The 22,737-nt window shown below is 64.6% G+C and carries 23 protein-coding genes; 10 read left to right on the top strand and 13 right to left on the bottom strand.

The genetic code is table 11. The annotated features are described in order from the left end of the window. Window positions 1–7 precede the first annotated feature (7 nt). Both gloB and AB7Z56_RS03105 read left to right on the top strand, forming a co-directional pair. Window positions 8–775 (top strand): hydroxyacylglutathione hydrolase, encoded by a 768-nt coding sequence (gene gloB / locus AB7Z56_RS03110; protein ID WP_063980560.1) that lies wholly within the window; start codon window positions 8–10, stop codon window positions 773–775. A 23-nt stretch (window positions 776–798) separates the two neighbouring features. After that, window positions 799–1,221, top strand: a complete 423-nt coding sequence (locus tag AB7Z56_RS03105) for a cupin domain-containing protein (RefSeq protein WP_063980559.1) — start codon at window positions 799–801, stop codon at window positions 1,219–1,221. Between the two features lie 51 nt (window positions 1,222–1,272). On the opposite strand, the gene yddG is transcribed toward AB7Z56_RS03105, so the two are convergent. The 3 genes from yddG to AB7Z56_RS03090 form a co-directional block, all read right to left on the bottom strand. Then, window positions 1,273–2,142 (bottom strand): aromatic amino acid exporter YddG, encoded by an 870-nt coding sequence (gene yddG, locus AB7Z56_RS03100; RefSeq protein ID WP_063986018.1) that lies wholly within the window; start codon window positions 2,140–2,142, stop codon window positions 1,273–1,275. A 100-nt stretch (window positions 2,143–2,242) separates the two neighbouring features. Beyond that, window positions 2,243–2,968: an acetoacetyl-CoA reductase gene (phbB, locus tag AB7Z56_RS03095; RefSeq protein WP_028149509.1), complete on the bottom strand. Its 726-nt coding sequence runs from the start codon at window positions 2,966–2,968 to the stop codon at window positions 2,243–2,245. Between the two features lie 246 nt (window positions 2,969–3,214). Further along, the gene (locus AB7Z56_RS03090) at window positions 3,215–4,393 is read right to left on the bottom strand and encodes an acetyl-CoA C-acetyltransferase (protein ID WP_063986017.1); all 1,179 of its coding nucleotides are present in this window, start codon (window positions 4,391–4,393) and stop codon (window positions 3,215–3,217) included. Window positions 4,394–4,697: 304 nt separating this feature from the next. Here AB7Z56_RS03090 and phaR point away from each other — a divergent pair, with 304 nt between their 5' ends. Beyond that, on the top strand, window positions 4,698–5,297 hold the full coding sequence (gene phaR / locus AB7Z56_RS03085; RefSeq protein WP_063980558.1) for a polyhydroxyalkanoate synthesis repressor PhaR: 600 nt from the start codon (window positions 4,698–4,700) through the stop codon (window positions 5,295–5,297). A gap of 103 nt (window positions 5,298–5,400) precedes the next feature. Next, window positions 5,401–6,018, top strand: a complete 618-nt coding sequence (locus tag AB7Z56_RS03080; protein ID WP_063980557.1) for a class I SAM-dependent methyltransferase — start codon at window positions 5,401–5,403, stop codon at window positions 6,016–6,018. Between the two features lie 21 nt (window positions 6,019–6,039). Here the strand turns inward: AB7Z56_RS03080 and AB7Z56_RS03075 are convergent, their stop codons facing one another. Beyond that, window positions 6,040–6,927, bottom strand: coding sequence for a branched-chain amino acid aminotransferase (locus AB7Z56_RS03075; protein ID WP_063980556.1), 888 nt, complete (start codon window positions 6,925–6,927; stop codon window positions 6,040–6,042). Between the two features lie 103 nt (window positions 6,928–7,030). Here AB7Z56_RS03075 and AB7Z56_RS03070 point away from each other — a divergent pair, with 103 nt between their 5' ends. Next, entirely contained in the window at window positions 7,031–7,966 is a 936-nt protein-coding gene (locus tag AB7Z56_RS03070; protein ID WP_283017954.1) for an alpha/beta hydrolase, read from the top strand. 98 nt (window positions 7,967–8,064) lie between these two features. Here AB7Z56_RS03070 and AB7Z56_RS03065 read toward each other — a convergent pair whose 3' ends face one another. Continuing rightward, window positions 8,065–8,313 carry a hypothetical protein gene (locus AB7Z56_RS03065; protein WP_063986016.1) on the bottom strand — a complete coding sequence of 83 codons (249 nt, stop codon included), beginning with the start codon at window positions 8,311–8,313 and terminating at the stop codon, window positions 8,065–8,067. Window positions 8,314–8,542: 229 nt separating this feature from the next. On the opposite strand from AB7Z56_RS03065, the gene AB7Z56_RS03060 reads away from it, so the two are divergent. Together AB7Z56_RS03060 and AB7Z56_RS03055 are read left to right on the top strand one after the other, a co-directional pair. After that, the gene (locus AB7Z56_RS03060; protein WP_063980554.1) at window positions 8,543–8,791 is read left to right on the top strand and encodes a hypothetical protein; all 249 of its coding nucleotides are present in this window, start codon (window positions 8,543–8,545) and stop codon (window positions 8,789–8,791) included. After that, complete coding sequence (locus AB7Z56_RS03055) at window positions 8,791–8,991, top strand: diguanylate cyclase domain-containing protein (protein WP_063980553.1); 201 nt, start codon at window positions 8,791–8,793, stop codon at window positions 8,989–8,991. The genes AB7Z56_RS03060 and AB7Z56_RS03055 overlap by 1 nt, the downstream gene beginning before the upstream one ends. A gap of 16 nt (window positions 8,992–9,007) precedes the next feature. On the opposite strand, the gene AB7Z56_RS03050 is transcribed toward AB7Z56_RS03055, so the two are convergent. From AB7Z56_RS03050 to AB7Z56_RS03040, 3 genes are all read right to left on the bottom strand, one after another. Continuing rightward, a complete protein-coding gene (locus AB7Z56_RS03050; protein WP_063980552.1) occupies window positions 9,008–9,568 on the bottom strand; it encodes a carboxymuconolactone decarboxylase family protein in 561 nt (186 codons plus the stop codon). A gap of 110 nt (window positions 9,569–9,678) precedes the next feature. Then, complete coding sequence (locus tag AB7Z56_RS03045) at window positions 9,679–10,842, bottom strand: PLP-dependent cysteine synthase family protein (protein ID WP_231143787.1); 1,164 nt, start codon at window positions 10,840–10,842, stop codon at window positions 9,679–9,681. Between the two features lie 45 nt (window positions 10,843–10,887). Continuing rightward, window positions 10,888–11,352: an Lrp/AsnC family transcriptional regulator gene (locus AB7Z56_RS03040; RefSeq protein ID WP_038943290.1), complete on the bottom strand. Its 465-nt coding sequence runs from the start codon at window positions 11,350–11,352 to the stop codon at window positions 10,888–10,890. Window positions 11,353–11,515: 163 nt separating this feature from the next. Here AB7Z56_RS03040 and AB7Z56_RS03035 point away from each other — a divergent pair, with 163 nt between their 5' ends. After that, the gene (locus AB7Z56_RS03035) at window positions 11,516–12,529 is read left to right on the top strand and encodes a 1-aminocyclopropane-1-carboxylate deaminase (protein ID WP_063986015.1); all 1,014 of its coding nucleotides are present in this window, start codon (window positions 11,516–11,518) and stop codon (window positions 12,527–12,529) included. A 181-nt stretch (window positions 12,530–12,710) separates the two neighbouring features. Here AB7Z56_RS03035 and recQ read toward each other — a convergent pair whose 3' ends face one another. The 5 genes from recQ to AB7Z56_RS03010 form a co-directional block, all read right to left on the bottom strand. Then, window positions 12,711–14,576, bottom strand: coding sequence for a DNA helicase RecQ (gene recQ, locus AB7Z56_RS03030; RefSeq protein ID WP_063980551.1), 1,866 nt, complete (start codon window positions 14,574–14,576; stop codon window positions 12,711–12,713). Between the two features lie 302 nt (window positions 14,577–14,878). Continuing rightward, the gene (locus tag AB7Z56_RS03025; RefSeq protein WP_063980550.1) at window positions 14,879–15,622 is read right to left on the bottom strand and encodes a polysaccharide deacetylase family protein; all 744 of its coding nucleotides are present in this window, start codon (window positions 15,620–15,622) and stop codon (window positions 14,879–14,881) included. Between the two features lie 105 nt (window positions 15,623–15,727). Further along, window positions 15,728–16,729, bottom strand: coding sequence for a homoserine O-succinyltransferase MetA (gene metA, locus AB7Z56_RS03020; RefSeq protein ID WP_063980549.1), 1,002 nt, complete (start codon window positions 16,727–16,729; stop codon window positions 15,728–15,730). Window positions 16,730–16,741: 12 nt separating this feature from the next. Beyond that, window positions 16,742–18,043, bottom strand: coding sequence for an O-acetylhomoserine aminocarboxypropyltransferase/cysteine synthase family protein (locus AB7Z56_RS03015; protein ID WP_063980548.1), 1,302 nt, complete (start codon window positions 18,041–18,043; stop codon window positions 16,742–16,744). Between the two features lie 424 nt (window positions 18,044–18,467). Further along, entirely contained in the window at window positions 18,468–20,042 is a 1,575-nt protein-coding gene (locus AB7Z56_RS03010; protein WP_231143785.1) for an amidase family protein, read from the bottom strand. 264 nt (window positions 20,043–20,306) lie between these two features. Between AB7Z56_RS03010 and AB7Z56_RS03005 the strand changes: the two genes are divergently transcribed. After that, window positions 20,307–21,125 carry a uracil-DNA glycosylase gene (locus AB7Z56_RS03005; RefSeq protein WP_063980546.1) on the top strand — a complete coding sequence of 273 codons (819 nt, stop codon included), beginning with the start codon at window positions 20,307–20,309 and terminating at the stop codon, window positions 21,123–21,125. Beyond that, entirely contained in the window at window positions 21,122–22,732 is a 1,611-nt protein-coding gene (locus AB7Z56_RS03000) for an amidohydrolase family protein (RefSeq protein WP_063980545.1), read from the top strand. The genes AB7Z56_RS03005 and AB7Z56_RS03000 overlap by 4 nt, the downstream gene beginning before the upstream one ends. Window positions 22,733–22,737: the final 5 nt, after the last annotated feature.

Raw genomic sequence — 22,737 nt, 5'->3', positions numbered from 1 at the left:
AGATGACATGGCCGCCGAAATTCGTACTTTCACCTGTTTAAACGACAATTTCGGTTATCTGATCCACGATGTGGAAACCAAGGCGACGGCGTCGATCGACGCGCCGGAGGCCGGCCCCATCCTGAAGGCGCTTGAGCGCGAGGGCTGGCAGCTCACCGACATCCTGATCACCCATCATCATGGCGATCATGTCGGCGGGGTCGCCGAACTCAAGCAGAAATACAATTGCCGCGTCGTCGCGCCGCATGACAAGACGACTGAGATCGCCAACGTCGACCTGCGCGTCGCCAATGCCGACATCGTCAAGGTCGGCAGCTTGCTGGGGCGCGTTCTGGAGACGCCCGGCCACACGCTCGACCACATCTCCTACGTGTTCGACAATGAGAAGACGCTGTTCGCGGCCGACACGTTGTTCTCGATCGGCTGCGGCCGCGTGTTCGAAGGCGACTACCCGATGATGTGGGACTCGCTTCTGAAGCTGCGGGCGCTGCCTGACGACTTCAAGCTCTATTGCGGGCACGAATACACCGCGTCCAACGTCAAGTTCGCGCTCACCATCGACCCCGACAATGTGGCGCTCCAGGCACGCGCGGCGGAAGTGGCGAAGCTGCGGGCCGAGAATAGGCCAACCATTCCATCACTGCTTGGTGACGAGAAGCGAGCAAACGTGTTCCTGCGTGCTGATGAACCATCGGTCGCAACCAGGCTACACATGAAGGGCGCGGACGCTGCCGCGGTGTTTGGCGAACTGCGCGAGCGCAAGAACAAATCCTGAAGAAGAAATCCTGACGGGGATCGATGCCGACCGCAGCCGAGATCATCGCACGCCTCGAACTCCGCCCGCATCCCGAAGGCGGCCACTACCGCGAGACGTTTCGCGACCAGACCACGGACCCTAACGGCCGGTCGCGCTCGACCCTCATTTATTTCCTGCTCGCGCGCGGCGAACGCTCGCATTGGCATCGCATCGACGCCGTGGAGACCTGGCACTACTACGCCGGCAGCCCGCTGACGCTGCGCATCGCGCATGAAGGCTGCTCGCAACACGAGGTGCGGCTCGGCACGGACCTTGTGAGCGGCGAACGGCCGCAGGGAATCGTGCCGGCGAATGCCTGGCAGACGGCGGAGAGCATGGGAGAGTGGACGCTGGTCGGTTGCACCGTGGCGCCCGCATTCGAGTTCGCAAAATTCGAGCTCGCGCCGAAGGACTGGGAGCCGTAAGGCGCACTGTCATTCCCTGGCGCCGCATGGCAGCGAGCCCGACAACAACTGTCACCGCTTCCGCAGCACCATATCCTTCGCCGCGATCAGGCCGCCGCCGGCGATCAGGATCGCGGCGATGGCGATGTTCGCGCTGGCTTTTGCAAAACCGGCGGCGATGAGGAATCCGGTCGAGAGCAGCGGCGTCGCATAGGATGCGGCGCCGAGCACGCGGATGTCGCCGCGCTTCATACCGATGTCCCAGGCGTAGAACGCGGCGCCGACGGGGCCGATGCCGAGAGCGGCCACGGAGAGCCATTGCAGCGTCGTCTCCGGCCACACCGTGGTTTCAAGCAGACCATGCATCAGCGCGGCAAGCGCGGCGGTGGCAAGGCAGAAGCCCGCGACCGCATCGGTCGGCACCGCCTTCAATCGCCGCGACAACACCGAATAGGCCGCCCAGACGAACGCCGCGATGAACGCCGCAATCAATCCCGGCAGCTGGCCCGGCGCGAAGCCGGAGGTGCTCCCGGCGAACAGCAGCACGGTGCCGACGAGGCCGAGCACGGCACCAATGATGTGATGCACCGCAAGCCGCTCGCCCGGCAGGAACGACGAGAACAGCACGATCAGGAGCGGCCACATGTAATTCAAAAGACCGGCTTCGGCCGGCGGCGCAAAGCGCAGCGCCAGGAAATACAGTGCGTGATAGCCGAACAGGCCACCGACGCCGACGACCCACACGACCAGCGGCTGACGCAAGCTCCTCGCCGCATCGCCACGGCCGACCCAGGTGAGGAGGCCGACGAGACCGCCGATCGCGAACGTCATGGCGGCGAGCTGGAACGCCGGAATCTTTCCGGTCGCCACCGTCATCACGGATAGCAGCGACCACATCAGGATCGCGGTCAATCCGATCAGTGTGGCTGTGCGCGGGGTCATCAATCGAAAGGCCCTGAGGACGATGATGCCCGGCACGAGGCCGGGCATTTCGTCTTCACTATCGCCTTGTCGCGCCTGAATCTACAGGCTTGACGCCATATCAGGCGTGATACTGGCCGCCATTGATGGTCAGCGTCGAGCCGGTGATGAAGCCGGCCTCGTCGGCGGCGAGGAACACCACCGCGCGGGCGATCTCCTCCGGTTCGCCAAGACGATTGACCGGGATCTGCGGAATGACATTCTTCTCCAGCACGTCCTTCGGCACCGCCTGCACCATCTCGGTGTTGATGTAGCCCGGTGCGATCGCGTTGACGGTAATGCCGCCCTTGGCGTTCTCGATCGCGAGCGCCTTGGTGAAGCCGATGTCGCCGGCCTTTGCTGCAGAATAGTTGACCTGGCCGAACTGCCCCTTCTGGCCGTTGATCGACGAGATCGAGATGACGCGGCCGAACTTGCGCGCGCGCATGCCCTCGATGACCTGGCGCGTCATGTTGAACAGCGAGCCGAGATTGGTGTTGATGACGGCGTTCCACTGCTCGAGCGTCATCTTGTGGAAGGCGGTGTCGCGGGTGATGCCGGCGTTGTTGACGAGCACGTCGACGGGGCCGAGCTCGGCCTCGACCTTCTTCACGCCTTCGGCGCAGGCATCGAAATTGCTGACGTCCCATTTGTAGACGGCGATGCCGGTCTCGGCCTTGAACTTCTCCGCCGCCGCATCATTGCCGGCATAGCTCGCCGCGACCTTGTAGCCGGCCGCTTTCAGCGCCTTGCTGATCGCAGCTCCGATGCCCCGCGTACCACCCGTCACCAGTGCAACACGTGCCATATCGTATTCCTTCCCTTGGACTCTGCGGACGTTTCTGAGTGATCGTTTTAGATGCGGATTATGCGGTTGGTTTGACGGACATCAAGAACAAAACGCCCGGCGTCGAGCCGGGCGTTTGTATTTAGTCGAGGCTGGCGCTGTTGCGAAGAATATTTGATTTGCAACCGCCGCCTTTTTAGTCGCGTGCGATGCACTCATCTATGTGTGCAGCGCACGCGCAAGTGACACGTAAGTTAGATGTCAGCTTCAGTCGCGCGCCAGGCACATCGCGATACCCATGCCGCCGCCGATGCACAGCGTGGCGAGGCCCTTCTTCGAATCGCGCTTCTGCATCTCGTGCAGCAGCGTCACCAGCACGCGTGCGCCGGAAGCGCCGACCGGATGGCCGATCGCGATCGCACCGCCGTTGACGTTGACCTTCGAGGTGTCCCAGCCGAGATCCTTGTTGACGGCGCATGCCTGCGCCGCGAAGGCCTCGTTGGCCTCGATCAGGTCGAGATCGCCGACGCTCCAGCCAGCCTTCTTCAGCGCGGCGCGCGAGGCCGGGATCGGGCCCGAGCCCATGATCTTCGGATCGACGCCGGCCTGCGCCCAGGACACGATGCGCGCGATCGGCTTCTTGCCTTCCTTGGCGGCCTGCTTCGCCGTCATCAGCACAACAGCAGCGGCGCCGTCGTTGATGCCGGAGGCCGAACCCGCGGTGACCGTGCCTTCCTTCTCGAAGGCGGGCTTGAGCTTCGCCATCCCGTCGAGCGTTGCGCCATGACGCGGATATTCGTCGGCGCTGACGACGATGTCGCCCTTGCGGGTCTTGATGGTGACGGGAACGATCTCGTCGTTGAACTTGCCGGCCTTCTGCGCCGCCTCGGCCTTCTGCTGCGAGTGGACCGCGAATTCGTCCTGCTGGGCGCGGGTAATCTGCCACTGGCGCGCGACGTTCTCGGCCGTATTCCCCATGTGATAGCCGTTGAAGGCATCCCACAGGCCGTCCTTGATCATGGTGTCGACGAACTCGACCGGGCCCATCTTGACGCCGCCGCGCAGATACTGGGCGTGCGGAGCCATGCTCATGGATTCCTGGCCGCCGGCGACCACGATCTCGGAATCGCCGTTGAGCAGCGCCTGGTAGCCGAGCGCGACGGTGCGCAGGCCCGAGCCGCAAAGCTGGTTGACGCCCCAAGCCGGGCTCTCCACCGGAATGCCGGCGGCAATCGAGGCCTGGCGGGCCGGGTTCTGACCCTGAGCCGCGGTCAGGATCTGACCCATGATGACTTCGGAGACCCGGCCAGGCTCGATGCCACCACGCTCCAGCGCGGCCTTGATGGCGATGGCGCCGAGGTCATGGGCGGGAAGGGTCGCGAACGCTCCGTTGAAGCTTCCGACCGGGGTGCGGGCGGCGCTGACGATGACGACATCGTCTGACATGGGCATCTCCTGGTGTTGAAAGGGGGCAGGCGGGGCTGGGGAAACGGCTCGCCAGTCTCGAATGGCATCCTGTTAACGTCGTTGAGGCATGTCAATCGGCCGGCGACCGAATTCATGCCGCAACGCATTCAAAATAGCGTTCTTGGCGCTTTCGCAAGCACGTTTTTGCTGCCCGATTAACCGTGGCGCACAAAACGGTAGCGTGACCCCTTTGAAAATGCTTATTTTGTTGCGTTGCGTACTCTTCCCGCCCTGCGGCATTATCCGCCGGGTTCCCGTTCTCCGCGCTTGCAAGTGAGAGCCCATGGCGAAATCAGACCAACCCACCACCATCAAGAAATACGCGAACCGCCGGCTCTATAACACCGGAACGAGCACCTACGTGACGCTCGAAGACCTCGCCGCCATGGTCAAGGACGGAGAGGATTTCCTGGTCTACGACGCCAAGACCGGCGACGACATCACCCGCTCCGTGCTCGCCCAGATCATCTTCGAGCAGGAGAACAAGGCCGGCCAGAACCTGCTGCCGACCACCTTCCTGCGCCAGCTCATCCGCTTCTACGGCGACAGCATGCAGATGGTGGTGCCGAAATATCTGGAGCAGTCGATCGCGACGCTGACCCAGGAGCAGGAGAAGTTCCGCAAGCAGATCGCCAACTCGCTCTCCGGCACTCCTTTTGCTCCGTTGGAAGAACAGGTCCGCCGCAACATGGAGCTGTTCCAGCAGACCTTCTCGATGTTCAAGCCGTTTGCCCCCAACGCGGGCCGTCCGGCGACCAGCCCCGAACCGGAGGCCGACGCAAGCGCTGCGGCGCCGACGGACAGCAGCAACATCGACGACCTGCGTCAGCAGATGAAGGACATGCAGGAACGCCTCGAGCGGATGTCGAAGAAGGACGAGTAGGGATTTCGTTCGTGCCGGCGCGTCCACCTGCGGCGGGCGCGCGGGCCGCCGGTTCGTAACGGCGCGACGTGCGCGCTGTCGTCCCGGCCAGGCCGGAGCCGCCATGTCCGACCGCAGCACCCACTGGGACAACGTCTACGCCACCAAGGGCGAGGCCGAGGTAAGCTGGTTTCAGGACAGCCCAGCGATCTCCCTCGAGATGATCCGTTCGGCCCGTCCTGACCATGGCGCCGCCATCATCGACATCGGCGGCGGTGCTTCGCGGCTGGTGGACGCTCTCCTGCGGGACGGATACCGCGACCTCGCCGTGCTCGATCTCTCCGCCAACGCGCTTGAAGCGGCGAAGAAACGAATCGGCCGGGCGGCCTCAGCAGTCGACTGGATCGTTGCCGACGCCACGACATGGCGGCCGGGGCGCAGCTACAACGTCTGGCACGATCGCGCGGCATTTCACTTCCTGACCGATCCGCGCGACAGGGCCGCTTACGTCGAGCGCCTGCGGTCGGCGATTACGCCCGGCGGCCACGCCATCATCGCGACATTTGCGCTTGATGGCCCGGAGAAATGCAGCGGCCTTCCGGTGCAGCGGCACGATAGCGCGAGCCTTGCTGCGGAGCTTGGGCCGGAGTTCGAGCTGATCGAGACGCGGAGCGAGACGCACCACACGCCGTGGAAGTCGACCCAGGCGTTTCAGTTCAGCCGGTTTAAGCGACGCGGCTAGGACGAAGGAAAGTGCGGCGCCCTACGCCGCCAGCTTCACCGCATGCGCAAAGTCCCAATAGAGCTTGCGCGCTTTGGTGTAGAGCGGGCCCGGCTTCAGTTCGCGATCGTCGATGCGGATGACGGGGGCGACCTTGGCGAAATTGCCGGTCGAGAAGATCTCGTCGGCAGCGAGGAAGTCGGCATAGCGCAGCGTCTTCTCGACCACGGTAACGCCGTCGCCGCGCAGCAGGCTGATGACGCGCTGGCGCGTGATGCCGTTCAGGAACGTGCCGTTCGGGACCGGCGTGTAGACCACGCCGTCCTTGGCCATGAACACGTTGGAATTGCCGAACTCCGCGACATTGCCGAGCATGTCGAGCATCAGCGCGTTCTGGAAGCCGCGTCCGGCGGCTTCCGCGAGCGCGCGCGAATTGTTCGGATAGAGACAGGCGGCCTTGGCCTCGACCGGCGCGCATTCGGCGGTGGGCCTGCGGAACGGCGATAGCGTGATGGCGTTGCCGACGGGTTTCGGCATCGGCGCCTCGTAGATGCACAGGCACCAATTGGTCGTCTCGGGGTCGAACAGCACGCCGCCGCCCGAACCGTTCTGCGCCCAGTACATCGGACGGACGTACAGCTCGGCATTCGCGGTGAAGCGCGCGATGCCTTCGTGTGCGAGCAACAGCCAGGTGCCGGTGTCGACCACCGGCTTCAGACCAAAATTGATCGCGGATTGATTGGCGCGGGCGACGTGACGGTCGAGGTCGGGCGCGACGCCCTCGAACGCGCGCGCACCGTCGAACACGACCGAGCCGAGCCAGGCCGCATGCGTGCGCGGGCCCATGATCGGCACGTTGCCGTCGTGCCATTTGCCCTCGAAGAAGGTCCAGCTCGGCGAATATTCGATCGGTTTCTTGATCTCGGCCATGACCGGCCTCCCTTGGACATACCCGGGCACTATTGTCCCAATGTCTAAATGATTCCCTGCTGGGATATGGTGCGTTACCCTCTCCGACGAGGGAGAAGGATCCATGCCGCTCGATCCGCTTGCAAGGCGTTTGTTGACCATGATGGCTGCGGCCGCCCCGCAGGGGCGGAGCCGGCCGAGCGTCGAGGCACGGCGGCAGTCGCTGGCCAAGCTGATGCAGTTTGCACGCACTGATGCGCCGGATGTGACCACCGCCGACGGCACGCTTCCAGGTCCCGGTGGAGAGCTGCCCTATCGCCTTTATTCGCCCGCATCAGCCGGCGACCGCGCGCCGGGCTTCGTGTTCTTTCATGGCGGCGGGCTCGTGGCCGGCAGCATTGCGACGCATGACCGCATCGCGGCGGCGCTGGCGCATGTAACCGGCTGTCGCCTCGTCTCGGTCGATTACCGGCTCGCGCCTGAGCACAAATTTCCTGCCGCCGTCATTGATGCGATCGCGGCCACGGAGTGGGTCGCGCGGCAAGCTTCGTCGCTGGGCATCGACGCCGAACGGCTGGTGGTCGGCGGTGATTCCGCCGGCGCCACGCTCGCTGCGATCGTGTGCCAGGAAGCGATGCAGACCGCCGGCCTCTCGATCGTCGCGCAATGCCTGATCTGCCCGGTGCTGGATTTCGAGGAGACCTCGCCTTCACGCGAGGCATTCGCCGAAGGCCATCTGATCGATCGCGCCACCATCGAAGCCGATCTCGCCGATTACCTGCCTGATGGCATCGACACCGCCGACCCCCGCATCTCGCCCTTGCGCGCGACGCGGCTTGCAGGCCTGCCGACCGCGATCATCCACACCGCCGAATTCGATCCGATGCGCGACGAGGGCAATGCCTATGCGCGCAAGCTGCTCGCCGCGGGTGTCGCGGTCGAGCATGTCTGCCATGACGGCATGGTCCACAATTTCCACGCCATGGGCGCGATCCTGCCGCAGGCGCGGCTCGTGCTGTCGCAGATCGGCGAACAGGTTCGGCGGGCGGTGGAGAAATGAGGCACTTTCTTACCCTCTCCCCCTGTGGGAGAGGGTGGATCGCCGCGTAGCGGCGCTTCGCGCCACCTTCTCCCGCAAGGGGAGAAGAGAAGAAAGCATCACGCGCGCGCGCCGAGCACGGCCCGCGCCGCCACGACATATTCCAGCCAATGCGCATCCGCATAGCGCTCGGCCTGCCGTGCGCAGCTGACGTCAGGGGCATGGGCGGCGGCAATCGTGCGCGCGAATCGCTCTTCGGCGACCGTCACGTCGCCAGGCTCGGCCGACGGTACGCTAGCCGCCGCCGCGGTCGGAGCGACAGCGAGGCCCGCCAGACCAGTGAGCAGGATGCGGCGTGACGTGTTCATGGCTGTGTCCTTCCAATGTCCGGCCCGCACTCCGGCCGGCGCGTGTGTCAGTGCGATCACGGCAGGGTAGCCGCGCACATCCGTGCCGTCCATCGCTTACGGATACCGCTTGACCACCCGAGCGATCACGTTCCATCCAACAACGGTTCCGTCATCAAATCGCCACGCGTCGGATTGTCACGTGTCCCATCACAACCCATCGCATCGCCAGGCTTCACGCGCTGTCGCGATGGGACTGCTTTGTCTGACGATCTCGGCAGGCACTGCCTTCGCTGCCGACGATGAGGAAGACGCGCCGGCAAAGCCCGCTGTCCCCAACATCTACCTCGATCTTCGCACGATCCATGCGACCATCCCCGCCGGCACGCTCGGGCTCGGCTTCGGCAACACAACATTGTCGGCCGCATTCGAAGCGCTGGCGGTACGCAGAGGCACGACGCTGCCGAGCGGCTTGCCGGCGGCATCCGCAAGCGCGTAATGAGCGCGCAGGTCTTTGCCGACAAGGTTCAGTTCGGCCTCACCGTGAGCATCGGCATGGCGGAAGCCACCGTCAGCATGTCCGGCATCGACACGCTGATGGGAGCGGCCGATCATGCGCTCTACCAGACCAAGGCCGAAGGCCGCAATCGTTGCATCGCATGGGCGCCCCCGCCGCCTGCAAGCAAGGCGGCGGAGTGATCGAAGGACGCGGCGTCTACTCCGGCACCGGCACGTCGAACGTGTTGAGGGTGACCGAGACCATGCAGTAGACGCCGACGAGATAGGACAGCTCGGCCGCGCCGTGCTCGCCGAACTCCTTCACCGCGGCGCGCCAGGTCAATTCCGGCAGCACGCCGCCGCCGACCAATGCGGCCGCCACGTCGTAGGCGACGGCTTCCTGCTTGGTGAGATCCACCGGCCGCTGCCCCGCGACGATGGTCGCGAGCTTCTCGTCGGAGAGGCCGCGCTGCTCGGCAACGAGCACATGAGCATAGAGCTCGTAGCCGGAGCGGAAATGCGAACCGGTGACGAGGATCGCGACCTCGCGCACCGGCGCAGGCAGCAGCGGGTTCGACGCGATTGCCTTGACCAGCTCCCACACCGGCTTGCCGAAACGTGGCTCGCAGACCCAGGGATTCCACGGCCCCAGCAGCGCGCCGTCGTCGCGCATGTTCACGAAGCCCTTGAAGTGGTCCTTGATGCCGGCTCGCATGTCGTCATAGAGCGGCTTCTGTTCGTCGCTCAGGTCTTTCGGATCGAGAATGGGAAGGCGCACGGCGGGGATCTCCTCGTTGAGAAGAGGCGAAGCTCACCCGCGTGTGCGTGCAAGGCAAGTGAAGTTGCCGTGACGATCGTGCCATTTTGGAAGTGGCAAGGAAACGTCGGCTAGGATGCCTCGGGGCTTGGTACGATCTGCGGATTTGCGACGTCGTCGACATCGAGCGTCAGCGGCTCGCCCGTCGTGAGGAACGACGACAGGGCCGCCTCGAACGGCGCAGGATCGAGGCGGCGCCCCTTCAGCCATTCGGGCTCGTAATAGGTCTGCCGGTAGCGCTCGCCGGAATCGCAGATCAGCGTCACCAGCGACCCTGATACGTTCGCCTGTCGCATCTCCGAGGCGAGGCGGCACAGTGCCAGGAAGTTGGTGCCGGTGGAGCCGCCGACCGCGCGGCGCAGTCGGCGCGACAGCACGTTCATCGCCGCGATCGTTGCCGCATCCGGGATCTTCATCATGCGGTCGACCACGCCGGGGACGAAGGAGGGTTCGCAGCGCGGCCGGCCGACGCCCTCGATCAACGATGGGCGTTCGCAAACGTGAGAGCGGTCCTGCGTGCGGAAGCAATCGAAGAAGGCGGAATGCTCGACATCGGCGACGCACAGCCGTGTCGGATACTGGCGAAAGCGCAAGTACCGTCCGATGGTGGCCGAGGTGCCGCCGGTGCCCGCACCCATGACAATCCAGTCGGGAATCGGACGCGGCTCACCCTGCAATTGCGTGAAGATCGATTCTGCGATGTTGTTGTTGCCGCGCCAATCGGTGGCGCGCTCGGCAAAGGTGAACTGGTCCATGTAGTGGCCGTTCAGCCGGGTAGCGAGCGCGGCGGCTTCCGCGTAGAGCGCGCGGCCGTCGTCGATCAGATGGCAGTTGCCGCTATAATGCTCGATCGCGGCGATCTTCTCCGCCGAGGTCGTGCGCGGCATCACGGCGTAGAAGGGCACGCCGATCATCTGCGCGAAATAGGCTTCCGACACCGCCGTCGATCCCGACGAGGCCTCGACCACGGGCGTGCCTTCGCGGATGTGGCCGTTGCAGAGCGCGTAGAGGAACAGCGAGCGCGCAAGGCGGTGCTTGAGGCTGCCGGTCGGATGCGTGGACTCATCCTTGAGATAGATGTCGATGCCTGATAGCGCCGGCACGATCAGCCGGATCAGATGCGTGTCGGCCGTGCGGCACTCGTCGGCCTCGATCGCGGCGACGGCCTCGTCCACCCAACCGCGCCGATAGGCCGGCCCGGCCGGATTGAGTTGGCGGAAGGGAAATGTCTGCATCGCCTGAATCTCCCATGATGCGGATCGCGCATCAATAGCAGCTGCTCAAAACTCCAGCGGCGCGTTGTCGACAACCTCCTTCATCACGAAGAAGGTGCGGGTCTGGCGCACGCCGGGCAGCGCGATCAGCTGTTCGCCGTGGATGCGGTTGAAATCCTCCATGTCGCCGACGCGGATCTTGAGGAAATAGTCGAAGTCGCCGGCGACGAGGTGGCAGTCGAGCACGCATTTCAGCCTGGTGATCGCCTGCTCGAAGGTGGCAAAACTCTCCGGGGTCGAGCGGTCGAGCACGACGCCGACCATCACCAGCGTGCCCTTCGCCACCTTCTTCGGCGCGACCATGGCGCGGACCGCGGCGATGAAGCCGTCCTCGAACAGGCGCTGGGTGCGGCGATGGCAGGTGGCGGGGCTGATGGCGACGGTTTCGGCCAGCTCGGCATTGCTGAGCCGGCCGTTATTTTGCAGCAATCTCAACATCTTAAGGTCGGTACGGTCGAGCCTGGCGGCCATGGAAGAAGCTTTCGCTATTGGGCTCAAGTTCGGAAGAAAATAGATCCTTTTGACGATCGACTGCAAGCTTTACGACAGTTGCTGCGCAATATTTGAAAGCACATTTGTCCACGGCAGTGCTAGGCGCTTGAGCCAATTCAACGCCAATCGGGATGACCCAATGATGCTGGACAAATTCACGCGCTATCCGCTGACCTTCGGCCCGACGCCCATCGAGAAGCTGGAGCGGTTGTCGAAGCATCTCGGCGGCAATGTCGAGATCTATGCCAAGCGCGAGGACTGCAATTCCGGCCTCGCCTATGGCGGCAACAAGCTGCGCAAGCTCGAATACATCATCCCGGACGCGATCGCCTCGAACGCGGACACGCTGGTCTCGATCGGTGGCGTGCAGTCCAACCACACCCGCATGATCGCGGCGGTCGCCGCCAAGATCGGCATGAAGTGCCGCCTGGTGCAGGAAGCCTGGGTGCCGCACGAGGACGCCGTCTATGACCGCGTCGGCAACATCATGCTGTCGCGCATCATGGGCGCCGACGTGCGCCTGGTCGACGACGGCTTCGACATCGGCATCCGCAAGAGCTGGGAGCAGGCGATCGAGGAGGTGAAGGCGGCGGGCGGCAAGCCTTACGCGATCCCCGCCGGTGCCTCCGTGCACAAATTCGGCGGCCTCGGCTATGTCGGCTTCGCCGAGGAAGTGCGCAAGCAGGAAGCCGAGCTCGGCTTCAAGTTCGACTACATCGTGGTCTGCACCGTCACCGGCTCGACCCATGCCGGCATGCTGGTCGGCTTCGCCGCCGACGGCCGCGCGCGAAAGGTGATCGGCATCGATGCGTCCTTCACGCCGGCGCAAACGAAGGCGCAGGTGCTCTCGATCGCGCAGAACACCGCCAAGCTCGTCGAGCTCGGCAAGGATATCGTCGAAGACGACGTCGTGCTGATCGAGGACTACGCCTATCCTGCCTACGGCGTGCCGTCGGAAGAGACCAAGGAAGCGATCCGCCTCACCGCACGGTTAGAGGCGATGATCACCGACCCTGTCTATGAGGGCAAATCGATGCAAGGCCTGATCGACCTGACCCAAAAGGGCCATTTCGAGAAGGGCGCAAAGATCCTCTACGCCCATCTCGGCGGCGCGCCGGCGCTCAACGGCTACGGTTACGCATTCCGGAACGGCTAGCCAAAGACCGTCGTCCCGGGCGCGACGAAGTCGCGAGCCCGGGACCCATACCACAGGATCGCATTTGGCGGAGACTCGTGGTTACCGGCTTGCCCCAACCACATCGTCCTGCGGTTATGGATCCCGGATCTGCGCTCCGCTTCGCTGCGCTTGCCCGGGATGACAGCAGAGAGATTGACCGCTACCGCGTCTTGACGATCTGGAGCAGCTCGTCGCCGTAATGCTCGAGCTTCTTGTCGCCGATGCCGGGCACGTTGCGGAGCTCGTCGAGCGTCGTCGGCCACGCCCGGACGATGCCGTCGATGGTCGCATCGTGCAGCACGACATAGGCCGGCACGCCGCGTTCGCGCGCGATGTCCGAACGCCAGGACCTCAGCCGCGCCCGCAATTCGGGATCGACATCGCCCTGCGGCGCGTTGGCCGCAGGCGCGAGGTCACCACGGCGGGATTTTGTCCGGCTCGCGCGAACGCGCGTGCCCGGCGCCTCCTCGCGCAGCCACACCTCGGTCTCGCCACGTAGCACGCCGCGCGCGCTCTCCGTCAGTTTCAGCGCGCCGAACGCCTCGCTGTCGCTGTACAAATGCCCCATCGCCACCAGCTGCCGCAGCACGGTGCGCCACTGCTTCTCGTTCAGCTCGCGCCCGATGCCGAACACGGACAATTTGTCGTGGCCGAACTGCGTCACCTTTTCGGTGAGGCGGCCAATCAGCACGTCGATCAGCTGCATCGCACCGAAACGCTGCCCGGTGCGATAGGCGCAGGACAGCAGCTTCTGCGCCAGCACCTTGCCGTCGCGCATCTTGGGCGGCGTCAGGCAGTTGTCGCAGTTGCCGCAATTGTTCGCCGTCTCCGCCTCGCCGAAATAGGCGAGCAGCCGCTTGCGCCGGCACTGCGCGGTCTCGGCGAGGCCGACCAGTGCGTCGAGCTTGCCGATCGACACCCGCTTGAAATCGTCAGAACCGCTGGACTCGTCGATCATGCGGCGCTGCTGCACGATGTCGGAGAGACCATAGGCCATCCAGGCCGCCGACGGCTTGCCGTCGCGCCCCGCCCGCCCCGTCTCCTGATAATAGGCCTCGATGCTCTTCGGCAGATCGAGATGGGCGACGAAGCGGACGTCGGGCTTGTCGATGCCCATGCCGAAGGCGATGGTCGCGACGATGACGATGCCGTCCTCGTTGAGGAACCGGTCCTGGTTGCGCGAGCGTATGCCGCTGTCGAGCCCGGCGTGATAGGGCAGCGCCGCAATGCCGGCGTCGTCGAGCGCGGCGGCAACCTCCTCGACGCGATTGCGCGACAGGCAATAGACCACGCCGGCGTCGCCCGCGTGCCGCTCCCGGATGAATTCTTTCAATTGCGACACGGCGTTGCGCTTGTCGACGATCTCGTAGCGGATATTCGGGCGGTCGAAGCTGGAGACGAATTGCGGGCTGTCGGCGAGCCGGAGGCGCTCGACGATCTCCTTGCGCGTCAGTTCGTCGGCGGTCGCAGTCAGCGCGATGCGCGGAACGTTCGGAAAACGTTCGGCGATGATGGAGAGGCCGACATACTCGGGACGGAAGTCATGACCCCATTGCGAGACGCAATGCGCCTCGTCGATCGCGAACAGCGCGACCTTCGCCTGCGCCAGCAGCGCCAGGCAGCGCGGCGTCACCAGGCGTTCCGGCGCGACATAGAGCAGGTCGAGATCGCCCGCGATCAGGCGGCGCTCGATGTCGGAAGCTTCCTGCAGCGTCAGCGACGAGTTCAGCGCCGCGGCGTTGACCCCGGCCTCGAGCAGGCCGGCGACCTGGTCGCGCATCAGCGCGATCAGCGGCGACACCACGATACCGCAACCTTCGCGCAGCAGTGACGGCAGTTGATAGCACAGCGACTTGCCGCCGCCGGTCGGCATCAAGACCAGGCAATTGCCGCCATCCGTGACGTGCCGGATGATCTCGCCCTGTGCACCACGGAACTCCGGCAGGCCGAACACCGAATGCAGCACCGACAGCGCGTCGCGGCCGTTGGCCGGCGCAGGCAGCGGGGCGGTGGAGGGAGCGGACATGGGTGCGTCGGTGCAAGGCCGTAGGATTCGTCACAAGGCCAGTCGCATGACCGCGCGGGCATGGCAAGACTGTTTGGATGGCAGGCAGGACTCTTCCCCTCTCCCCTTGCAGGAGAGGGTGGATCGCCGCGTAGCGGCGAGACGGGTGAGGGGTATCTATCCACGGATTCGGTAAAGCTTGCTCTGTGGAGACATAACCCTCATCCGGCGCCATAGCCGAAGCTTTGCTTCGGCGTTCCTAGGAACGGCGGCCGAAGGCCGCCTATGCCACCTTCTCCCGCAAGGGGAGAAGGAAGAAGAAGCTACGCCCCGATCCGTCGTAGCGCTTCCGCGACCGTCACGATCGGCATGTCGCGCTTCCCGGCCGCCTCCAGCGCATGGCGCATCAGGTGCGGCGTGCAGCCGTAGGGGCTTGGCGCGTCGGCGACGTCGTGGCCGTAGAAGATCAGCCATCCGCCGCTCGCCACCGCCTCGTCGAAATAGCGATCGACGCCAGCAATATCGATCTCGCGATCGACCAGAGGCGAGGCGCGTAGGAACTGGAGGTCGATGACGTCGCGATTGACGCCGGGAAGGATGCCGCGCGCCGAGCGAAAGGCCTTTGCAAGCTGCGGCTTGCGCCAGACCGAGGCGATTCCATAGGGGTAGGCGAAGTTCTCCAGCACGATCGAGGAATCGATGGCGTGGAAATGGCTGCGGTTACGCTCGATCTCGCGCGCCATGGCGGCCTCGTCGAGATCGGCCGAGCTCTGGTGCGAAAAGGTATGGCAGGCAATCTCGTGACCGGCCCGGTGAAGCCGCACGATCGCGTCGTTCGACAGGCCGTGCCAGTGATCCGACGGACGATCGATCAGGCTGCCGGCGAGGTAATAGGTGCCGCGGCCACCATGCGTCTCCAGAAGCGCGGCGCCCTCGCCTGCGGCGCTATCGGGCGCGTCGTCAAACGTGAAGCTCACCATCGGCGCATGCGCAGGCAGCCGGTGCGGCGCGGCACGGAAATGCCGGGCCAGCCGATTGCTCACGCGTCCCTGGAGTGCCGACCACACGACTGCGTTTCCTGCGGTTCCCTATTTCTCTACTGAAACATTCGTGCGCTGGTAGAGGCAAGCCTAACGCCCGGGTAATCCTAATGCGGAACCAACGCCCTTCGTCTAGCGTGCCAGGACCGAAATATCGGCTTCCGCACCGAGATATTGCAGCCAGTTGCGGAAAAGCGCCGCCGCGGCGCTGCCGGCAGCGATATCGGCGCGCAGATTCAGCGCAGGCAGTTCGTTGGTGAGCGCCGGGTGGCGCTGTTGGGTCGCCTTCTTCTCGAAGCGGGCGAGCTTCTCTTCAGTCGCTGCGTCAAAATAACTCACGGGCAGGTGCGGATACGCCTCGCGCTCGCGCGCGAGATAGCGGCCGATGTCGCGCAGATATTCGCGCTGGAGCGACAGCGCATCGTATTCCGGGTGGCCCTGGAAGAAGACGAAGCGGCTGGCATATTGCCTGACGAAGATATCGATGCCGGCCTTTGCCGAACGCGTCAGCACCTGATAGCCGGCCTGCGTGAGATCGCTCTCGGCGATCTCGTTCAGGCGCGAATGCGAGACCTTGAGGGGCGCAGGCGCAGCGCGCGTCAGCGCATCGTTCGTCGCAGTTTCGCAGTCGAAAATGCCGTGACATTTGGCCGGGAGCCGCCGCCGCGCGATGCCGTCGAGATGCAGCACCGCCGCATGCGCGGCGAGGCACGACCAGATCGTCGAGCGCGTGTTGACCTTGGCCCAGTCGATCAGGTCGGTGAGGTCGCGCCAATACGGCTCCTGGTCGAGCTCGGGCGCGACCGGCTCGGCGCCGGTCACGATCAGCCCGTCGAACTTGTGGTGCCTGAGCTCGCTGAGTTCCGAATATTCGCTTTCGACATGCCACTTCGCCTCGGGCGACCGCTTCACCGAGGGCAGCGAGAAACAATGGAAACGGATACGGCGCGGACCTGCGGCCGCCTGGAGCAGCTTCATGAACTGCCGCTCGGTCGCCTTCAGCGCTGGATCCGGCATGTTGTTGATCAGGCCGATCGTGAGATCGGCGAAACCGTGGTCGCGCGCGAAATCGCCCTCGGCCGGCACCAGCGCCGGGCTCGATATACCTTGATCCCTGTCGATCAAGATCGTCATCGGCGCCGGCGCCTACTCCGCGGCCTGGAGGCGGGCCGACGGGCAGGCCTTCTCGAGCGCCTGATCGATGTCCGCGATGATATCTGCCGAATGCTCGATGCCGATTGACAGGCGGATCGTCTCCGGCAGCACGCCGGCAACGCGCTGCTGCTCCGCCGACATCTGCCGGTGCGTGGTCGAGGCCGGATGGCACGCCAGCGACTTGGCATCGCCGATATTGACCAGGCGTGTGATCAGCTTCAGCGCATCGTAGAAGGTCTTGCCGGCCTCCATGCCGCCCTTGATACCGAAGGTGAACAGCGAGGAGGCGTTACCGTCGAGGTATTTCTGAACGAGCGGGTAATAGGGGCTGTCCGGAAAGCCGGTGTAGTTGACCCAGGCAACGCGCGAGTCCTTGCGCAGGAATTCGGCGACCTTGCGCGCGTTCTCGACATGGCGCTCCATGCGCAGCGCGACGGTCTCGATGCCCTGGAGCAGCAGGAAGGCGTTGAACGGCGACAGCACCGATCCCATGGTGCGCTGATAGACGCTGCGGGCGCGTTCGATATAGGCGGTTCGGCCGAAGCGCTCGGCATAGACGAGGCCGTGATAGGAGGCGTCCGGCTTGTTGTAGCCGGGGAAGCGGTCGGCGTGCTTCGCCCAGGGGAAATTTCCGGAATCGACGATCGCACCACCGAGCGTGGTGCCGTGGCCGCCCAGAAACTTGGTGAGCGAATGCACGGCGATGTCGGCGCCGTAATCGAACGGCTTGAGCAGGATCGGGGTCGCGACGGTGTTGTCCACGATCAGCGGCACGCCGTGCGCATGCGCGATCTTGGCGAGAGCCTCGATGTCGCAGACATTGCCGGCCGGATTGCCGATGGTCTCGGCGAACACGGCGCGCGTATTCTCGTCGATCAGTTTTGCGATCGCATCCGGCTTGTCGCTCTCGGCGAAACGGCCGTTGATGCCCTGCCGCGGCAGGATGTGCGAGAGCAGCGTGTGCGTGGTGCCGTAGAGCTGCGGCACGGAAACGATGTTGCCGCCGTGATCGGCGACGTTGACGAAGGCGAAATGCAGCGCAGCCTGGCCGGTCGCGACCGCGAGCGCGCCGACGCCGCCTTCGAGCTGGGCGATACGCTTCTCCAGCACCGCGCTGGTCGGATTGGCGATGCGGCTGTAGCGAAAACCCTCGGCCTCGAGATTGAAGAGCGCGGCGCCGTGATCGGCGCTGTCGAAGGCATAGGCCGCGGTCTGGTAGATCGGCACCGCAACCGCGTGCGTGGTGGCTTCTGGCTCGTAGCCGGCGTGAATAGCGATCGTCTCGTTGCGCATCGTGCCACCTCCGCGTGGAGCGGGCCGCACTTATTGGCCTGTATGAGGCATGTGCGTTCTCCGCCGTTCCTCTGTTAGAGGCGGGTGGTAAAGCGGACAATAATTCGCCTAGAGATCGAGGAAGTAACCCTAACGATTGTTGGTGAATTGGCTAAAATTTGAATCGAATTGGATTAATGAATTGCTGCGAGCAAACGCGGCAGTGACGGTGCTTTCCCTTCTCCCCTTGCGGGAGAAGGTGGCGCGAAGCGCCGGATGAGGGGTATCTGTCCATACGGCTAAATGCTCGCCTGTGGGGAGAGACCCCTCATCCGTCTCGCCGCTTTGCCATAGCCGATGCAAAGCATCGGCGTTCTAAGGACGGCGGCCGAAGGTCGCCTATGCCACCCTCTCCCACAAGAAGGGGGGAGGGTGAGAGTACTCCCTACTCCATCGTCTCCCAGAGCCGGTGAGCGAGCACACCGGCACGCTTCTCGATCGCGGCCGCCGCATCGAGCGCGAGGTCCTCGCGATAGCGGCCGGCGATGAGCTGCACGCCGATCGGCTTGCCGTCATGCAGGGTCACCGGCACCACCGCGCCGGGCAGGCCCAGCACGTTGATGGCGGAGATGAAGCGGATCTCGCCCCAGAAGATTTCCTTCACGCGATCGGCACTGACCGTGTCGTCGCGCGGACCCGGCGTCGGCTTCACCGTGGTCGGCGCCAGCACGACCGGATACTCCTCGAAGAACAATTGCCAGGCGCGGATATGGCCGTTGCGTGCGGCCGTCGCCTGCATCCAGGCCTTGAGATCAAGCACATTGGCCTTGGTCTTCATGCCGCCCCAGGCCTTGTGGAAGTCCTCGGACGTCACCTTCAGCATGCCGGCCTCCTGCATCACCACGGTCTCGTTGGTGATGATGTCGCACCAGGTCTGCCAGACGCCGTCGATGTCGGGGACATCGACCTCGGTCACGCGATAGCCGGAACGCTCCAGGTGATCGGCGGCCTGCCGCAGCGCCGCGCGGACGGATGGATCGACGTCCATATCCTCCGGAATCCTGGCCAGTGCGACCTTGATCGGTCCCTTCGGCTTCGGCCCGGCCAGCGGCGCCGGCACCCACCAGGGATCGCGCGGATCGCGCTGGCTCATCACATCGAGCGCGAGGCGGACGTCGCCGACGTGGCGGGCGAGCGGGCCCTGCGCCGACATCAGATGCGCCAGCATCGGACGCTCGGCCGTGGCGCTTCCGTTGAAGGCGGGGATGCGGCCCTGCGTCGGCTTGATGGTGGCAACGCCGTTGCAGTGCGCCGGCCAGCGCAGCGAGCCGCCGATGTCGTTGCCATGGGCGATGGTGCCGATGCCGGCGGCCACCGCCGAGCCCGCTCCGCCCGAAGAGCCGCCGCAGGTGATGTTCGGGTCCCAGGGGTTCAGCGTCAGCCCGTGCAGCGGATTGTCGGTGAAGCCGCGGAAGGAGAATTCCGGCGTGTTGGTGAGGCCGATGACGATCGCGCCGGCTTTCTTGAGATTGCGCACCACGGGCGAGTCCGACGGCGCGACTAAATCCTTGTTGGCGGGCACGCCGTTGAAATTCGGCCGGCCTTCGTAGTCGACATTCTCCTTGATCGTGATGGGCACGCCGTGCAGCAGGCCGAGCGCGCCGCCCTTGGCGCGCTGCTTGTCGGCCGCATGCGCAGCCTTCAGCGCTTCCTCGCTGAGATCGACGACAACCGCGTTCAGCCGCGGATTGACGGCGCGCATCCGTTCGAGATGCGCTTCGACGGTCTCGACCGCGGAGATCGCGCCGTTGCGGATCGCGGCTGCGGTGTCGACCGCGGACCATTGCCAGACCGGACCTTTCGGACGGCGTGCCGTGGCCGCCTTACGCGGTGCCGGCTTCTTGACCGTCTTCTTGGCCGCCTTCGCAACGGCCACCTTGCGGGCGGTGCTCGCCTTGACCGAGGTCTTCGTTACTTTCCTTGCAACACTTTTCTTCTTCGTCGCCGTCTTCTTCGCCACGCCGCATCTCCAAAAAATTGCGCGGCGGAGGTTATGGAGATCACGCGAGCGTGTACAGGCGCGTTTCTGCATGGCGCGTCGCCGCGACGCTCTGCCACGGGCCGGCGCGAGTGACGCGCATGAACCTTTGGCCCCGCTGTCCTGACCCATATACTGGTTGAATAGTGGAACAAACCACCGCCAAGATTGTGTCATCAAGATTGTGCCATGGCGATTAGGTTTTTGACGTAGCTATTCTGACAGCGACGCATCGGAGCATTTGCCATGCTCGTGGAATTCGACAGCGGATACGACCAGCAACCCTTCCGCGATCTGTGCGCCGACTATCCGGGCGCTGAAACCTACGATCCCGACGATTTCCGGATTGAATGGGGGCCGATCTTTCACCGCGGCCGGCTCGACGGATCGGCGCGTGTGCTCGTCGTCGGTCAGGATCCCGCCCAGCACGAGACGATCGTGCGCAGAATTCTGGTCGGCACCGCGGGGCGCCGCACTCAGGGCTTTCTCGCCAAGCTCGGCATCACGCGGAGCTACGTGATGGTGAACACCTTCCTGTACAGCGTCTACGGGCAGAGCGGCGGCAACAAGCACAAGAACGAGCCGGGCATCGTCGAGTATCGCAACAAATGGTTCAAGGCCGTGCTCGCGCCGGGCAATATCGAAGCCGTTGTCTCACTCGGCGGCCTCGCCGACGAGGCGTGGAAGTCTTGGCTCAAGACGCCCGACGGCGAGGCCTACAAGACCCTCGCCTATCAGCATATCACGCACCCGACCTGGCCGGAAAGCTCGGCCCACGATAACGCGACGCGGGCCGCGAACACGAAGATCATGCTGACCAAGTGGAATGCCGCGCTCGCGGCTCTCGCGCCTGGGCTCCAGCATCCCGACGTGCCGACGACGCTCGTGCCGTACGGCGACGCCTTCAAGCCGACCGAGCTCTTCGACATCATCGCAAAGGATCTTCCCGCCGGACTGCCGGCCTGGATGCGCGGAGACACGCCATGGGCCGTGCGCCAGGGCGCCGACGCGGCCACCAAGCGGCGCACGATCACGATCACCATCCCCGACGGAGTGATCCCATGAGCCCGGCTGCCAACCCGAAACGATGGGCCCTGAGCGGGCGGATCGTGACGATGACCACCGAGGGCGACGTCATCAAGAGCGGGACGATCTTCATCGAGGACAATCGCATCGCGGCGATCGTACCCAAGGGACAGCCGGCCCCGGCAGGCTTCGAGGCCGTCGTTGCAGTGGCGACCGGCGGCACCATCTATCCTGGCCTGATCGAGCTGCATAATCACCTGAGCTACAACATCCTGCCGCTCTGGCGCGTGCCGCAGCCCTACGGCAATCGCGACCAATGGCAGAATGCCAAATCGTACAAGACGTCGGTCACCGGCCCCATGAGCGCGATCGCGCTCGCCGACGACGGCTCGCTGCTGCCGGCCCTGGTCCGCTATGTCGAAGCCAAGTGCATGGTCGCAGGGACCACGACGAGCCAGGGGATCACGCTGTCGAACTGGAGCGGCACGATCCACAAATATTACAAGGGCGCGTTGCGCGCCGCCGAGATCGGCAGCCCGCCCGATCTGCCGCGGGCACACTCGAAGATTCCCGACATCGATGCCGAGGATTGGGCGAAGTTCGACAACGAGTTGAAATCGTCATCGTGCTTCCTGCTGCATCTCAGCGAAGGCATCGACACCAAGGCGCATAGCCACTTCCTCGCCTTGCGCAATTCCGAGGGAGATTGGGCGATCGAGCCGTCACTCGCCGGCATTCATTGCACGGCACTCGATGCGACCGACTTCGGAACGATGGCCGAAAACCATGCCAAGGTCGTCTGGTCGCCCCTGAGCAATCTCCTGCTCTACGGAAAGACGACCAATGTCGTTGCTGCGCGCACGGCCGGCCTCACCATTGCGCTCGGTTCTGACTGGTCGCCGTCCGGCAGCAAGAACCTGCTCGGCGAGCTGAAGGCGGCCAAGGTCGTGTCCGCGCATTTCAATCTCGGCTTCAGCGACTACGACATCGTCTCGATGGCGACGCGCAATCCGGCCGCGATCCTCAAGTGGGATACGAAGCTGGGAACGATTGCCAATGGCAAGTTCGCCGACCTTCTGGTCGTGAAGGGAGTCACCGGCGATCCCTACGCTCATCTGATCAAATCGCGCGAGCAGGACATCGTCCTGGTCACCATCGGCGGACGAGCCCGTTATGGGACGAAGACGGTCATGCAAAAGGCAGGCGGAATCGGCGAGGCGCTCAAGATCGGCAGCAGCGCGCGAGTGATCGACTTCACCTCGCCCGACCAGGATCCCGGGATCGAGAGGATCACGCTGGCGGAGGCGACGAGCCGCCTCCGTGCCGCGCTCGGCAATCTCGGCACCTTGCAACCGCACAGCCTCGCCATGAGTGATGCGATCGCCCGCGGAGCGGTGTCACGCACCGGATGGCGTCTCGCGCTCGACGAGCAGTTCGGCAACAACGTCCAGCTCCGCCCGCGGCTGGAATATAACGGCGTCAGGACCGGTCCGGATTTGGCGGCGGTCGCGGCAGCGGCCGAGCCGCTGCACCCGATCAAGCTGGATGGCCTCACGGTATCAGGCGATCCCGCGTTTCTGGACACGCTGAAGAACGAGCCGAATCTTCCAGCGGGAATCGCGACCGCGATCGCGGCCTTTTACTAGTTCTC

It is taken from the genome of Bradyrhizobium sp. 482_C4_N1_8 (genome assembly GCF_052075965.1).
GTDB classification, from domain to species: Bacteria; Pseudomonadota; Alphaproteobacteria; order Rhizobiales; family Xanthobacteraceae; genus Bradyrhizobium; species Bradyrhizobium barranii.
The sequence above is the reverse complement of the archived record's forward strand: the minus strand, read 5'-3'. Positions and strand labels throughout refer to the sequence as shown.